Source organism: Prevotella sp. P3-92, assembly GCF_002251205.1.
GTDB lineage: Bacteria > Bacteroidota > Bacteroidia > Bacteroidales > Bacteroidaceae > Prevotella.
The window spans coordinates 80147-95779 of sequence record NZ_NPJE01000056.1 but is presented as its reverse complement, the minus strand read 5'-3'; the positions used below and the strand labels follow the sequence as shown (position 1 = coordinate 95779).

Here is a 15633-nt window from a genome sequence, read left to right as displayed (position 1 = left end):
GAAATATGAGTGTTTTAGGAATAGATCTTGGTACGACTTATTCGTGTGTAGCATCGTGTGATTCAAAAGGGCATGTCGAAATGCTTACTTTTGAAAGAGAAAAATCTCCTACAATCCCATCAGTTGTAGCATTTCAAGATGATGGTACTCCATTTGTAGGCCAAAAAGCTAAAAACGGATTGATGATTAATGCGGAGAAAGCAATAGATACTGTTAAAAGAGAAATGAACAGCGAATATTGCACGAAAGACATTAAAATTAATGGGATATTCCGAAAAGTATCTCCAATAGAACCATCTTCTTGTATTCTCCGTCATTTATTTTACAATGCGAATAAAACTATTCGTGAGATATTTAATGATAAAGAAGCCTCAAAGGCGGTTGTTACAATACCTGCAGCATTCAATGACAATCAAAGAGAAAAGACAAAATTAGCTGCAGAACTTGCTGGTATAGAAGTGCTTGGATTACTTCAAGAACCAACAGCTGCGGCAATTGCATATAATATCAAACCGGAAGAAACTATCTTGGTTTTTGATTTAGGAGGAGGCACACTTGATGTAAGTATTGTAAAATATGAAAAGGATAAAAGTAATTCTTATTCGGTTTTAGGCACTCCTGCTGGTGATGTACATCTTGGTGGCAAGGACTGGGATGAAGCTTTAGTTCTTCATGTTCTCAGAAAAGCAAATATAGACCCGGAGACAATAGATAAGCACGGGCGATATTGGGCTCTTTTGATGCACGAAGCAGAAAATCGAAAGATTGAATTAACAGATAACCTTGAAACCAAGTTTTCTATTACGCTGCCAGATGTCAATAAAATAATATCTGTAAGGAGATCAGAGTTTGAGACAATTACAGCGTCATTGGTAAGAAGAGCTGTTGAGATAGTTGATAAAGCAATTTCTAATGCCAATAATGCAATCATTGATAGATTTGTGCTCGTTGGCGGCTCTTCTAGAATGCCTATGATAATTAAAACTCTTGAAAAAGAATTCCTTAGTAAAATCTCCAATAATCGTTTGCTAAAGGATTGGATATCTTTGGAAGATCCTGATTATGCGATAGCAAAAGGTGCTGCCAAATACGCAGGATTACTGATAAAAAAGAGCAAGAATGACATTAACGTAAATGATAAGACCACAAGGTCATATGGCTTTAAAGCTATGCGACAGGCAAAAGAAATAGTATTGAATATCATCTACGCAGATGATGACTGCGTTGTTGATAATAGATCCTTTTCTTTGACAACAAGGCGAGATAATCAAGAAAAGCTGGATATAATAATTGTTGAAAACGATAGCAATAAAGATGAAATCGATTATGATTGTTATAATCCTCTAGTGAAAAAAAGTCTTCGTTTGCCTCCAAACACACCTAAAGGAACTGATGTTGACTTTATTGTGAGTAGGGACAAAGATGGAATCGTTCACGTTGAAGCTGGGTGTGGGAAAAACATTCTTTCTTTTCAGGCAAAAGAGATAGCTGAAGAAATAATAATTCAACAAACAAAAGAGACAATAAATAAAATGATTAACAAAGAAAAGTAGTTTATTATGGGATGGTTTTCTTCATTAGTTGACGGTGCAAAGAAACTGGGCAACAAAATCAAAGAAACTTATCATGAGGTCAAGGAAAAAGCAAGAGACCTATGTGATAGAGTTAGTACTCGACTAGAAGAATGGAAAGACAAGGCCAAACAGAAGTACGAGGAAGTTAAAGTAAAGGTAAAAGATAAAATTCGCGAATTCGAAGTTCGATGGAAACATCCAGGTTATGTGCCTTCAGCTCCAGATCAAAAAGCCGCCAGAAGGTCAAAAGAGTATCTTGATACTCGATTTAGAAATGGTGTAAAGGAAACTTTGAGAAATCAAAGTCCTACAGAACGAGTAGATACAATGCAAGAGGTTGTAAGGGAGGCTTCAGAAATCTTAGACGTAAAAGTAAGTAGAGTAGAATATTATGAGCCAGACAAAGAGCACTGTGGAACATGTGGCTTTTTTGACAGGACAGACAATTCGCTGCACCTCAATGCTTATATGGTTACAAGTGATCATGCCGAGTTAGCAGCAGAGCAGGTATATACAATATTTCATGAGTTAATACATGCAAGACAATGGGCTGCCGTTACAGGTAAAAAGGATTATGGTTATTCTGCTGAAACCCTTTTAGAATGGGCTAACAATTTTAAGCACTATATCCCTCCTACAGAAAGTGATAGAGATTATCGTAGGCAACCCCTTGAAAGAGATGCGTTCGGCTTTGAGGCGATTATAAAGGGAGAAATTTCAATTGAAGAATTTAATAAATATAACAATAAGTAATATGAAAGCTATACAATATATCAAATTGTTCAACTATCTTAGGGATATTGAAGAATTGGAGGGCATCCAGATTTTTCGAACAATCAATAGAGTAAGGAAATTGCCGAAAGAGTTTTTGATTGAAATAGATAAAATTCTTGAAGGGAAAGAACCTAACCTTGCTGTCGAAGGAGTATCTTACGAACAGCTACGAGAGAAAGATGGAATGCGTCCTATTCGTGCCATTCTATTTCTTGATTGGGTACGTACAGAACCTGAAGCAGCTTTTTCTTATATGGCAGAAAGTGCGCATAGACGTGCTCCTATTCAACCCCTAAACAAGGACGAAAAAGAGGAATTGGATGCAGCAATAGAACGTCTAAAGAAACAGGTCAAAGAAGTACCTCAGCCAGAACCGGAGATTGACAAATCAGAGGATGATATCGTTATAAATGATCCTATTGATAATGAAAAAGAAGTGTCTCAACCAGAACCAAATAATGACAAGTATAAGGAGAATGTCGTTATAGATGATTCTCATAATAATGCAAAAGAAACGCCACAACAAGAACCTGAAATAGACAAGGCTAATGATTGTGTCGTAAAAGAAGATTCTGCTGAGAAAGAAACAGGAACTCCCACAGACAAACAGGAGGTATAAGAAATCTAAATGAAGCATTCTTCTGGCCAAACTCATTTGAGTATAGGCTGAAGAATGCTATTGTTTTTGCACTATTAGTTAATATAATCTTATACAAGTTTCTCCTGGTCGATTTAAAGAAATCCCGTATTTATTTTGGAACTAATCATACTAACATACTTCATATGCAACTTGGGTATCTAAGGAAAAACGAAGTAAGAAGTTAAAGTTTATAAGTACAAGTATAAAAGACATGGCACTTACAAATAATATTTGGAATTGGTTCAAGTCCTCCAAGGACGAGACAATAGACACCTGCCACCCTCTCTCCATAGAGTTAGAGCGTCAGATTGGCGAGCAGATATACAATGCCTTGCAGGGCAACATTGTAGAGGAAGTTCTGCGTGAGATAAAGACCTCATCAAGTAGCGATGCCTATTGGCGAAGCAATATGGAAGGACACAGTCTGAAGGTGGAAAAAGAGCTGCTCCCTGACTTCTATCAGCTGTGCCATGAGGTGAAAGAGAAGTTGGGGGTAAAAGATAAAGTGGACTTCTACATCACGGGTGATTCATCAGTGAATGCGTTTTCTGTTGCTGCAGAAAGCGAAGGAGAGCCACATATTGTAAACATCAACTCGGCTCTCTTCGATTTGATGACGACCGATGAACTGCGGTTTGTTGTCGGGCACGAGCTTGGACACCTTCTTAATAAAGATACAGCATTGGCGCGTCTGATTCAGTTTGTGTTTCCACCAAATGCGGAAGTGCCAGTAACCTTGCAATACAAAATAAGGTTGCATGAGCAGTTGGCAGAATTGGTGGCTGACCGCTATGGCTATATGGCAGTGGAGAACCTCGATGTGTGCGTGATCGCATTCTTCAAGATGGCTTCCGGTCTTGACTTGGTAAAGATGAATGTGAGCATTGAAGCATTGCTTGCAGACAATAACCGCAGGTTGGAGTACTTCCTGAAAGACAAAGGTATGAGTAGAGCTTCACATCCCGTCAATCCAATCCGTGTACAAGCCCTCAATCTGTTTGCCAAGTCGAAATCGAAAGAGGATTTGGATAAGGGTATGGAAGAACTGATAGCCATCTTACTGAAAGTGGGCGACTGCGAACAGGACGAATATACGGCAAAGTTCATTGCGTCCGCCGGTCTTATTGTTGCGAATGCTGATGACAACATTGCGAAAGATGAGATAGACCTCATTATCTCTCAGTTGGCATCGTTGAAGATTTTCCCACGACAGTTCTTGGACGAGATAGCAAAGGGCGACGTGATGGAGACATTCAATGATGCGGTGACAAACCTGCTTCGCATCAATCCGGGTATGAGGGACGGAATGCTTCGCTATATGATAGCTATTGTCATGTCAGACAAGATTATAGCCAAGGACGAAGTAGAACTGCTATATAATTTTGGTGAGAGCATTGGGCTGAGCAAAATCGAGGTTGCCAATGCTATTGCGGAATCCATCCAGCAAAGCTATGTGCCGAGCTTGGATGCAATTTGTTGATTTGTAATGAACATAGAAATAAGAGACGCTAAGATAGAGGATGTCGAGATAGTAGCATGGACTGTCTTGACAGCATTGGACATGGAGACGGATGAAATGAAGAAGTTCATCGACTCCTGTTCGGATGAAAGTACCATGTACTCTTGGAAAAACTCCATTGTTGCCCTTGTAGATGGTGTGGCTGTCGGAAGCCTTATAGCTTACGACGGACGGAGTTACCTGCAACTGAGGCATCGTACATGGGATAGTCTTTGGGACGATATGGACAAAGACTATTTGAGTAAGGTGGAAGCAGAAGCACGTGATGGCGAATTCTATCTTGACTCAATGGCCATCCGTCCAGAATATAGAGGTATGGGTATCGGCAGGATGCTGATAGAATATGCCATCGAGAAGGGCAAGAGATTAGGCTGCGCCTATTCATCCCTCTTAGTGGACAAGGATAAGCCCAAGCTGGAGGCATACTACCAAGCCATGGGCTTTGAACGATTTGGTGAAATGGAATTTTTTGGTCACGATTATTATAGAATGAGATATGCTAAGTAATATAGATCTTGATTGGTCTTGGATAATAGAATCATTTGGTATTATTGGTTTATTATTCTTTGCCTATATATGGATTTTCAAGCCTGTTGAGAAAGACAGATGGATGTATGGTAATAAACCATTGGTGATGGTTGCAATCATTTCTGCATTTGTTTGCTGTTTTGCATTATCATTATGCCTTGTAGGAGAGTTTTTTAACAGTGACAAAATCGTACATTGGCGTGATGATGATGGTCCGGAAAAAGAAGCTATAGAACATTGGTGGGCGGTAATCAGTCAATTTACAGACCCTGGTAATTTACCCTCCGCATATGGAAAGGGGCGAGTAATCGCATTTATAAGTGCAGTCTCTGGCATCGCATGTTTGTCAGGTCTGTTGGTTTCTTCTATCGTTAATTATCTGTCTCGTCGTTCTCTAAAATGGAAACAAGGCATGATACATTACAACCGTTGTTTTAAGGATTATGTGGTTATCATCGGATGCAATGAACAGACGGCAAATATTGTCAAACTCTCGCTTAAACGAAAAGATGTCAAATATATATTGATACAAACAAGGCAGGATGTTGAGAAAATGCGAATGAGGCTTGACCTTGACCTTGATAAGAATGAAGAAGATAGACTTGTATTTTATTTTGCAGAGCGAACATCTCGCGAAGACATAGAGGCTCTGCATTTAGAGAAAGCAAAAGAAATCTATATCTTGGGTGAAGATGTACATGCTGACAATGAAGAAGATCACGATGTATTCAATATCAGCTGTTTGGAGAACATTTCCGAATACTTTAAGCATGTCATATTAAAAGACAAGAAGAAGGTTCATGTAAGCCTTGAATATCAAAGTACATTTACGGCTTTCAAGTCAACACATATATACAAAAGTTTAGACAAGAATGTCGAATTCCTCCCATTCAATATACATGCAATTTGGGCGAAGAAAATTCTTGTTGATAACTTTGCTATAGTTCCTGTTGGCAAAAAAGGCGAGGTTAAGGTTCAGAATTACATACCAATCGATTCCTACGATGGAATAAAAGCCGATGATGACAAAACGATACATCTCGTAATAGTCGGAATGAACCAAATGGGTACTGCTCTTGGAGTCCAAACGGCTTTGCTTGCACATTTCCCCAATGCTCATAGAGACAAGAATCTAAGAACAACAATTACCTTCATTGACGATCAGGCAAAGAAAGAAGGTGAATACTTTAGAGGAAGATTTGCCACAATGTTTGATTTGTGTCGTTATAGAGTGGTTGAGATAGGTAAAGATATTTGTGGCAAGAAAGAATGGTATGACCCTTTGAGTCAAGATGGCGACGGCAGATATAAACATCTTGGTGAAAATGGGAACTTCATGGACATTGAGTGGGAGTTTATTCAAGGCAATGTGGCTTCTGATGAAATCAGGAAGTATTTGGTAGATGTTGCACAGGACAAAAACAAGATTACGACAGTTGCAATATGCTTCAATCACCCACAGCGTTCAATAGCTGCTGCATTATATCTGCCTGAGATGGTATATCGCAGGGCATTGCAGATATTGGTTTATCAACAGAACAGTTTTGACTTGGCCAACAAAGTGGCTGATGGAGAAAAAGTATGGAAGCGTTATGAAAAGCTTCGCCCATTCGGCATGATAGAAGGAAGCTATACAGAAGATGCATTCGATAATTCTATGGCCAAAATCCTTCACTTCCTTTATGCTAATAACAAGATTGGGATTAGGAATCATGGTGATAATCAGCAGGTAACATATCAATACCAGGAAATAGAAGATATAAGCTCATACGAAGAAATAGATTTTGATTTCGCACGAAAAATTAACAATCTGTGGAACCAGCAGGGCATTGTCGATAAACTTTCCAATATAGATATGGTGGATAGTATTCCCATGAAGTTACGTTCATTGGGAACAACTATAGATGACATTAGTGACTTTACATCCGAGTTGAAAAAAGGGAACAATCTGGAACTAATGGCAAAGGCTGAACATACCCGATGGCTAACTGAAAGAGTTACCATGAATTTTAGGCCATTGGATAATGTTGAAGCTGAATGGTTGCTATTTACGAATAAGGACTTGGATGAAAAAAAACGCAAGAAGGAAAAGAAGTTCAGAAAAGAGAAAAGCCGTGCTCATCTTGATATTTGCTCAAACACTACATTGAATGAGATAGATCCAGGTGTACACTATAATGACATTGATGTAGTTTGCTATATACCACAGCTATTGAAATACAGAGAGTGGATAAATGTTATGAGACTGGCTGATGAAAAGTCCCGCCACTCCATAGCTGGCAAGTTGCTTGGCGATTTTGTCATTTCCAAAGGTGATGGCGGCAACCATTTCGCATTCAAACTAATCGAAAACGGCGACAAGAAATTTTGGATGATGGAAACTGCTGTCTCTCAGCAACAATGGGAAAGCATCATGGGCAATAATCCTGCACAGGATAATGGAACTGACAAAGGACAGGATGACGAAAGTCTAAAAGAGAAGAAATATGTTGGTAGCAATCTACCTGTTATCAATGTTTCTAAAAATGACATTGAAGATTTCCTGAAGGTTCTCAGAAAGATGACAGGACTCCGTTTTGATTTGCCTACTAAAGAAGAATGGGAATATGTGGCGAGATGCACAGCGGAAGAAATAACTGAGAAAACACGCATTGAGGATGCTTTCCGAATAAACAAAGGGAAAGAAGGGAAAAAAGACAGAAAAGGACCATGGCTGGTTGACGACAACAAAGATTTGCAGAGAAACAGCTTGGGTGTATATAATATGATGGGTAATGTTTGGGAATGGACAAAAGAGTCCCCTGAGGATAATCCCAGTTGCTATTTCTTCTGCGGTGGTAGTTGGCGTTTCCGTAAGCTACATAGCGACATAAAAGGCAACTATTGGTATTCGTTCTGGAAGCCAATTCTAAAATCTGATGATATTGGTTTCAGAATGGTATGGCGATTTGACATGCGTAATATTGAAGCTGACAAAGAGCGAGAGGTTGTAGATTTATTAGATAAGGTGGCAACCAATCCAATTGATGAACAAAAGACGATGTCTGCAAATGATATTGTTAAGCTCACTGGTATGATACCTGTGGAAACTGGTTATTTCCTTATGGGAACTGAGAACAATGATACAATTGGCAAGTACAAGAACCCGCTTTTCCCGGAAAATTGGATAGACGAGAATGCAGATGAAGAAGAAACTCCCCATCATTTCGTAAAAATCAATAAGTTCTATATCTCAGCGACACCTGTAACTCAAAAATTATGGAATGCCGTAATGGGTATTGAGGCAAAAATGAACCCAAGTGATAACTTAGGAGACAATAAGCCACAAACCAATATCAGTTGGGATATGATAAAATACCAATTCCTGCCTAAGCTGGAAGAACTGACAAAGTTGAAATTCAGGCTTCCGACAGAAGCTGAATGGGAATACGTTGCCAAAGGTGGACATAAAACTAAAATATGTAAGGAGTTATCAAAGATATTCGATAACGAAAGCATGACAGTTGATGAGAAACAATTAGCTGCATATAAATATTTAGCAGAAGAAGGTCATAAGTATTCCATGTACAGCGGTACGGATGATGCAATGGATTTAGATTTATATATTCATTCAGCTACCGCAGGAGTAAAAGACAGGATGCCTAATGAACTTGGCGTTTATGACATGTCTGGCAATATCTGGGAATGGTGTGAGGACTATTATCAGACCGATTTCTATAATGATTGCATTGAAGGTAAGGGAGATATTGCACAACAAGGCAAACAGGATGAGTATAGGACTAAAGGTTACATAACTGACCCTGTATGCAAGGATGAATCTTACGCAGCTCACACATTTAGAGGCGGTAGCTTCAGATTTGATGCCAAAAGTTGTAGAAATACGAGCGTAAATTTCTGGATTGATACAGATACAGACGATGACTTAGGTTTCCGTTTGGCATTAGACAGCAGTTATGAAAGCTCTTTGAATGGGTTAATAAAGGGGAAAGAATGAATTGGTTGATACTTATATTGGCTGCATTCTTCGAGATTGGATGGCCTGTAGGCTTCAAAATGTCGAGCCTGCATCCTGAGAAATTCGGGTTGTATATCGCTCTTGGCTCATTGAGCATGTTGTTGAGCGGCGTCCTATTTTACTTTGCACAAAAGACCATACCAATTGGTACCGCCTATATCGTATGGACAGGGCTTGGTGCCATAGGGACTTTTGTGATAGGGATATGGCTCTTCGGAGATACATTCTCCGCATTGAAGATGTTCTTTGCCCTTCTGATACTCGTTGGTATTGTGGGTATGGAGGTTTGTAGCAGATAACAGATGTTGGAAAGAGTACAAAGAATCGCCTTGGCTCGCATATTGTCAGACCTCATTGAGGCTGACTTTATCGTAGAAGAAAAAGAGATGGACTTCTTTGAGGAGACTATCTCTAAGGATGGTTTCAACATCAGTGAATCCATGCTTGTAGAAGCCAAGAGGATGGATTTTGCGAAAGCCATGTCTATTCTCAAAGAACTGGATGGAGAGACAAGAGAAGAACTTGTAAAGACCTTGAAACGCCTCTCTTTGTCAGATGGAACGTGTGTGCCGTTGGAAGCAGTCTTAATATATTGCGTTATCATGGCTTTGACAGAAAATGCTAATGTCTTTTCTGTGCCGTCTGAGGGTATCAACATGGAGAACATGACCGCCGTATATGTAGAAAACACAGAAGGAACAGATATAGATGCTGCCATTCTCAACCAACTGAAACAGATTGAGGAAGAGTTTGCCAATGCAGGCTTTGACTTCATCTATATCCCCAGTGTTGTTGATGATTTTAGAGCGTTGGGTAAGAAATATCTGCATAAGGTGGTGAAATACATGATACCATCTGCTTCTACTCTTCGCATAGATGAGATTTGCTATAGTCTGTGTAATCTGAGTACCTCACGCTTTTGCAGAGACTTGTTATACAAGAAGATTGGTGTAAATCTTATTGATTCCAATCCCTCACTACTCATAAAAATCAACGAGTCGGACATTATCGATTCCTTTGGCGATGATGATGCAGAACGGACGAGATTCAGCAATTTCCTCCAGATTGAGTTGACCGATGATGTGATGAACACCATACATCGGTTGGTGAACACCTATAGAGAAATGATCAATGCCGATATTGTGGCAAAGACACGGTCGAGAAGCAACAAGTTCCTATATTTTGGCTTTCATCGTTCGCTCTTTGACTTGATTGCATACGGCAAAGAGAAAAAAGATTGCCGGCTTGTATTTGATTTCTCAACGCATACGGCAAAGGTATATTTTGAGTCTATGGATTGTGATGAGAGATTCATACTAAAACTCAATCCCCAAGAGGCCGCCTTATATATGATGATAGTTCGGAAATCGTTGGAAGGTAACGGACTCGACTGGCGTGAGCATATTCCAAAGGCAGAAAAGAAAAAGTTGTTAGGTGAATACAATAATATTTACAGCTATATAGGGAAAGGCAATATCGTGAATGAATATAAAGACAGAACACAAACCCATCATATCAAGACAAGAATCAAGGTGATGTCGGGATTGGCAAATGCGGAAATGTTCATTCCTGAGCACGTAAAATGTGGTTTGATGTCTTTCTATAGGATAAAAGCCCCAAAAGAGTATGTTACTTTCATTCTTCCCAAAGGGGAATCCTCGTTTCCAACGTTGTAATTTTCGTCTATTATGACAAGAGTATTGTAATTTTGCATTCAAAGAAATAGAAAATTGAAAATAGAATGCGAAAAAGAAGATCATTTTTACATCAGTGTCTTTATGACAATTCTGAACAAGTAACTAATGGGAAAGGTAAGAATCTGATACCGCCCCCAGAGAGAGAATCCTTATGGAAAGCCTATCTGGAAAAATTTAAGGACCCACTGATAATTGTATTATTGGTGGTATTCTTTTTTTCAGTGATAGTCTCCCTGTATGAAGTCTTCTATATGGGGCAAGGCAAGAACATCTTATTCGAGCCTATCGGTATATTGTCTGCCTTGCTGTTGGCTACAGGAGTAGGATTCATCTTTGAAGTAAAGGCAGAAAGGGAGTTTGAAGTTCTGAATACTGTAAAGGACAGAAGGCCTATCAAGGTGTTCCGTCGCTTTATGGAAAACGGGAAAGAGAAAATTAGGATAAGGGAAGTCAAGAAACATGATGTCTGCATAGGAGATTATGTATATTTGGAGAACGGTGACGAGATACCTGCCGACGGATATTTGGACGAGACTAATTCCTTCATCGTTGATGAGTCGAACTTCACAGGAGAACCATACGCACGAAAATCAGCCTACGAGGAGGAGTTTGAAAAAGAAACGACCTTCCCCACCAATATGGTACTTCGAGGTTCTACCGTTATTGGTGGTACCGCCATATTCCATGTGGATAAAATAGGTATGGACACTATCGAGGGAAAGGGCGTAGCCAAAACCCAAGAAGGAAGAGAAGTGGAGACACCGCTCAACCAACAGTTGGACAAACTGGGCAGCATGATTTCCAAGCTCAGTTTCATTATTGCCATCCTGATTGTCATCGGAAGAATGGTCTATTTCTTCTTCTTTGACGGAAATGCAGCAAACAACCATTCATGGTTAGAGATAGCCGAGTTTGCTCTCGGTTCAATCATGCTTGCCGTTACCTTGATTGTGGTAGCCGTTCCTGAAGGATTGCCCATGAGTGTTACTGTCAGTCTTGCCCTCAGCATGAGAAGGATGCTGAAAGAGAACAACCTTGTCAGAAAGCTCCACGCGTGTGAGACGATGGGAGCAACGACTGTTATCTGTACCGACAAGACAGGCACTTTGACCCAAAACAAGATGACAGTTGTAGATTATGATTTCTATGGAGAGGATGCTGAGAAAAGGATTCAAAGGAACATTGCCATTAACTCAACGGCAGAAATATCGCTTGATGACAATGGAAAGGAAAAGCCATTGGGCAATCCGACAGAAGGCGCATTGTTGGCTTGGCAGAAGACAAAAGGCATCAACTATGAAGAACAGCGTCACCTATATGAGATTGGTCATGGTGAGCCATTCTCGACAGAGAAGAAATATATGAAGATGGAGTTTGAAGCCAAGACTGGTGTAGAACTTGCCAAAGAAGAGCGTCATGTCAGATATGTGAAAGGTGCGCCAGAGATTGTTCTGGAAATGTGTGATGTAATTGCCGGTAATACAGACAAGAATCATGTCCTCGAAAAATTGTCAGAATATCAGGACAAAGCAATGCGTACATTGGCTTTTGCTTCACAATATGAGAGCGATGGAAAATGGAGTCCCTTGACATTTGACGGCATTGTAGGCATAGCCGACCCTGTGCGTGACGAGGTGAAGGATGCCATAACAGAATGTACGCAGAAGGCTGGGGTCAGAGTGATTATTGTGACAGGTGACACCCTAGGCACTGCTAATGAGATAGGCAGGCAGATTGGACTTTTGGAGAGAAACGAGAAACAGCAAACGGTGACTGGTGATGTCTTCGAGAAGATGTCGGATGAGGAAGCAATGAAATTGATAGCCAATCCGGACTTTAAGATTATTTCACGTGCCCGTCCTGATGACAAAGCCAGATTGGTGACTTTGCTTCAGAAACAGAACCAAGTTGTTGCTGTTACGGGTGACGGAACAAATGATGCTCCGGCTCTCAGCAAAGCACAGGTTGGTCTCTCTATGGGCGATGGTACATCAAGAGCCAAGGAGGCAAGCGATATTACAATTTTGGACAACTCCTTCAGTAGTATCGTAAGGGCCATTATTTGGGGACGCTCTTTGTATCTGAATATACAAAGGTTCATTCTCTTCCAAATGACTATCAACATCTGTGCATGTCTTATTGTGCTGATAGGCGCATTTACAGGCCTTGACTCACCTCTGAATGTGACACAGATGCTTTGGGTGAACCTTATCATGGACACATTTGCCGCAATGGCTCTATCTTCATTGCCTGCAAACAAACGAGTGTTGAATGACAAGCCTCGTGACCCCAACAGCCATATAATAAATAAAGGTATGGGGACACAGATTGTCGGAGTCGGAATATTGTTCTTTGTAATCTTAGTCGGCATGTGGCAGTTGTTATGGCATTGTGACATACATGAGGTTTCTGAATTGTTTAAAAGCGAAAAGTTAACCCTGTTTGCCACAGGCATTTTCGACCTCAGCAAGACAAAGCAACATCTAAGTCCGTATGAGTTGAGTGTGTTCTTCACCTTCTTTGTACTCCTGCAATTCTGGAATCTGTTTAATGCGAAGTATTTCAAGACCTCTCGCAGTTTGATACAGGATATATGTGGAGTGTTCAAGAAGGACGAGGAAGTGAAGACATCTTTTAGCCCAAGTTTTATATATATTGCATTGGTGATTTTGGTGGGACAAATAATTATTGTCACTTTTGGGAGAGAAATGTTTAGTGTGTCTCCTCTTTCTTTAAGAGACTGGGGATGGCTACTGCTAATCACATCGCCTGTGCTTATCATTGCTGATATAAAACGATTTATAATAAACAGAATTAAAACATAGAAGATATGGACAGTCGCATTAAAGATTTGGGGAAAGACCAGCGAATAGCTTTGGCTCGCATAGTCTATGACCTTATTATGGCAGACAAGATTATCGACGATGAAGAAGTGGTCAAGTTTGCCAAACTGTTTGGTGAGGAGAACAACCGTATTCTCTTCCACCAGGCACAAGAACTGACGTTTGCAAAGGCAATCAAATTGTTGACGCAACCCTCGGATGACAACAACGACAATGAAGTCATCAGAAAAGTTCATGCCGACCAACGGCGAAGACAAGCAGAAAAGGCAGCAAACATTGTCAGTGAGACTGCAAGCAGTGATGGCTTCTGTGCTCCAGCGGAGGCTATCTTGCTGTTGGCAATAGACTATTTCCTCAAAAAGAACAATGCGACATACACCAAATATGATATTCAGTCATTCAAACTTACTGACATCTTCATAGGTAAACGCTTTGTGTTGTATGTTGACAACAATGCAAGCAGCAAAAGCCTTGAAGTAGAGCAAAACTATGACTTGATTGTCAATCTGCTCGCAAGCATCGGCTTCCAGTTTATCTATATCCCTAAGATTGTAGAACAATATAAGAAAAAGGGATTGGAGATGTTCAAAGCTATGTCTATGTATATCTTCCCCGATATACCAGAAGACAAGGTGGAGGATGTCTATAACAACATCATGCAGATGGACACCAAGAGTTTCGTTAAAGACTACTTGAATGAAAAGCTGGGCTTTGACATCATTTGTGCCCGTCCCTCTTTGATGGTGATGCTTGGCCGTTCGAGTGTCATTGGCAAGAATATATCTGATAAGGGTCTCGTCTATGAGACAAATGCCAACTTCTTAAAAATCAATATTGGAGAGGAAAAGGTGGTCAACGTAGTGGGAGATTTGATACATGACTTCAATAAGTTTGTAACCTTTAACTTCCACATTGATTTTAATCCTGCGAAGGATAAGTTGTTGTACCATGGCATTCATAAAGCCTTCTTTAGGATGGTGGCGTTGGCAAAAAACAATCCACAACAGTACAACATCAATATAAGCACGAATCTACGTGCTGTGTTTATCAATGACTACAAGTTGCCACTGGCTATTGGCAAGACGGCCATCTATATTATGATATTGTGCAGATCTTTCTTTGGTGACAAGAAAGGATTGCCTATGAAAAAGGTCTTCAACACTCTGAATGCTGAAGAACAAGATAGGCTTCAAGAACAATATGAATGGATTTGCTCACATCTGTCCAATTGTCAAACGATAACACATCGCAGTCCCCTCTATCCTAACGTAGTGAATAGAATATCTGAAATAAGGAATGCTATTGAGGATGTCGTTGGCAGCAGACTGATTGGAGAAATCCAGATTGGTACTGGTGATTACATTACTACCATTGTCTCACCTGACAGAGTATCAGTCAATGGAGTACCCATAAAAGAACATCCCGATTGGGGAACTTTCATGTAAGTTCATCCAAGAAATAGTCAAAATCAGGGAGTGAGTACATTAAGTTACACACTTCCTGATTTTGCATTTAACAAATGTCGTGTAAGTGAATGTGCACCTATTGTCTGTAGCAGAAAATCATGTAATTTTGCAGTACAGAAAACAAAAAGAATAACAATTTAAAACGAAAGTATTATGAGACCTCCAAGACCCGGTAGCTTAGGCTACAACGCAATCGTAGGAACCGCAGGTGCAACTGTAGGCGCAAGTTCAGGTGCTGCTTTGTCAGCAATTGGTGCTAACTCTATTGGCAGTTCGATCTCCAATGCAAGCAATAACGCAGTCAATGCATTCACTAACTCTATCAATTCGACTGCCTCTGGTATAGGAAGTGCAGCATCCGCAATTGGCCTGGGCAGTGTTGGAGCTGCTGTAACATCAGCAGGCTCAACGGTAGCCTCTGGTATTGGAGCTGTTGCTTCTGGAGCCAGTGCCGTGGGAACAGCAGTAGGTGGATTGGTGGTTGCTGCCGCCCCCATTGTAGGTGCAATTGCTGTTGGCGGAGCTATCGGTGCAGGGATTGGTTGGTGCATAGGTAAATTACTTGATGATTAGTATT

The 15633-nt window shown here is 40.3% G+C and carries 11 protein-coding genes; all 11 read left to right on the top strand.

Translation table 11 applies throughout. From position 1 onward, the window contains the following. The first annotated feature begins 5 nt into the window (after nucleotides 1–5). The 11 genes from CIK93_RS08070 to CIK93_RS08020 all read left to right on the top strand — a co-directional run bounded on the left by CIK93_RS08070 (nucleotide 6) and on the right by CIK93_RS08020 (nucleotide 15629). Entirely contained in the window at nucleotides 6–1553 is a 1548-nt protein-coding gene (locus CIK93_RS08070; RefSeq protein ID WP_094399503.1) for an Hsp70 family protein, read from the top strand. A 6-nt stretch (nucleotides 1554–1559) separates the two neighbouring features. Then, on the top strand, nucleotides 1560–2327 hold the full coding sequence (locus CIK93_RS08065; RefSeq protein WP_094399501.1) for a YtxH domain-containing protein: 768 nt from the start codon (nucleotides 1560–1562) through the stop codon (nucleotides 2325–2327). A 1-nt stretch (nucleotide 2328) separates the two neighbouring features. Next, a complete protein-coding gene (locus tag CIK93_RS08060) occupies nucleotides 2329–2967 on the top strand; it encodes a hypothetical protein (RefSeq protein ID WP_094399499.1) in 639 nt (212 codons plus the stop codon). Nucleotides 2968–3199: 232 nt separating this feature from the next. After that, nucleotides 3200–4468 carry a M48 family metallopeptidase gene (locus CIK93_RS08055; protein WP_094399497.1) on the top strand — a complete coding sequence of 423 codons (1269 nt, stop codon included), beginning with the start codon at nucleotides 3200–3202 and terminating at the stop codon, nucleotides 4466–4468. A gap of 6 nt (nucleotides 4469–4474) precedes the next feature. Beyond that, nucleotides 4475–5014, top strand: a complete 540-nt coding sequence (locus CIK93_RS08050) for a GNAT family N-acetyltransferase (RefSeq protein WP_094399495.1) — start codon at nucleotides 4475–4477, stop codon at nucleotides 5012–5014. Next, nucleotides 5004–9029 carry a formylglycine-generating enzyme family protein gene (locus CIK93_RS08045; RefSeq protein WP_094399493.1) on the top strand — a complete coding sequence of 1342 codons (4026 nt, stop codon included), beginning with the start codon at nucleotides 5004–5006 and terminating at the stop codon, nucleotides 9027–9029. Before CIK93_RS08050 ends, CIK93_RS08045 begins: the two co-directional genes overlap by 11 nt. Further along, nucleotides 9026–9349, top strand: coding sequence for a multidrug efflux SMR transporter (locus CIK93_RS08040; protein ID WP_042517689.1), 324 nt, complete (start codon nucleotides 9026–9028; stop codon nucleotides 9347–9349). The genes CIK93_RS08045 and CIK93_RS08040 overlap by 4 nt, the downstream gene beginning before the upstream one ends. Before the next feature lie 3 nt (nucleotides 9350–9352). Then, entirely contained in the window at nucleotides 9353–10726 is a 1374-nt protein-coding gene (locus tag CIK93_RS08035; protein WP_094399491.1) for a hypothetical protein, read from the top strand. Between the two features lie 65 nt (nucleotides 10727–10791). Then, nucleotides 10792–13572: a calcium-translocating P-type ATPase, PMCA-type gene (locus CIK93_RS08030; RefSeq protein WP_094399489.1), complete on the top strand. Its 2781-nt coding sequence runs from the start codon at nucleotides 10792–10794 to the stop codon at nucleotides 13570–13572. Between the two features lie 5 nt (nucleotides 13573–13577). After that, on the top strand, nucleotides 13578–15035 hold the full coding sequence (locus CIK93_RS08025) for a hypothetical protein (RefSeq protein WP_094447055.1): 1458 nt from the start codon (nucleotides 13578–13580) through the stop codon (nucleotides 15033–15035). A gap of 174 nt (nucleotides 15036–15209) precedes the next feature. Next, nucleotides 15210–15629 carry a hypothetical protein gene (locus CIK93_RS08020; RefSeq protein WP_094399485.1) on the top strand — a complete coding sequence of 140 codons (420 nt, stop codon included), beginning with the start codon at nucleotides 15210–15212 and terminating at the stop codon, nucleotides 15627–15629. The last annotated feature ends 4 nt before the right edge of the window (nucleotides 15630–15633 follow it).

Bases quoted from the DNA above. Each gene is read 5' to 3' on its own strand.
- CIK93_RS08020 (WP_094399485.1), top strand. From the start codon at position 15,210: ATGAGACCTCCAAGACCCGGTAGCTTAGGCTACAACGCAATCGTAGGA.
- CIK93_RS08050 (WP_094399495.1), top strand. From the start codon at position 4,475: ATGAACATAGAAATAAGAGACGCTAAGATAGAGGATGTCGAGATAGTA.
- CIK93_RS08045 (WP_094399493.1), top strand. From the start codon at position 5,004: ATGCTAAGTAATATAGATCTTGATTGGTCTTGGATAATAGAATCATTT.
- CIK93_RS08035 (WP_094399491.1), top strand. From the start codon at position 9,353: ATGTTGGAAAGAGTACAAAGAATCGCCTTGGCTCGCATATTGTCAGAC.
- CIK93_RS08060 (WP_094399499.1), top strand. From the start codon at position 2,329: ATGAAAGCTATACAATATATCAAATTGTTCAACTATCTTAGGGATATT.
- CIK93_RS08065 (WP_094399501.1), top strand. From the start codon at position 1,560: ATGGGATGGTTTTCTTCATTAGTTGACGGTGCAAAGAAACTGGGCAAC.
- CIK93_RS08040 (WP_042517689.1), top strand. From the start codon at position 9,026: ATGAATTGGTTGATACTTATATTGGCTGCATTCTTCGAGATTGGATGG.
- CIK93_RS08070 (WP_094399503.1), top strand. From the start codon at position 6: ATGAGTGTTTTAGGAATAGATCTTGGTACGACTTATTCGTGTGTAGCA.
- CIK93_RS08030 (WP_094399489.1), top strand. From the start codon at position 10,792: ATGCGAAAAAGAAGATCATTTTTACATCAGTGTCTTTATGACAATTCT.
- CIK93_RS08025 (WP_094447055.1), top strand. From the start codon at position 13,578: ATGGACAGTCGCATTAAAGATTTGGGGAAAGACCAGCGAATAGCTTTG.
- CIK93_RS08055 (WP_094399497.1), top strand. From the start codon at position 3,200: ATGGCACTTACAAATAATATTTGGAATTGGTTCAAGTCCTCCAAGGAC.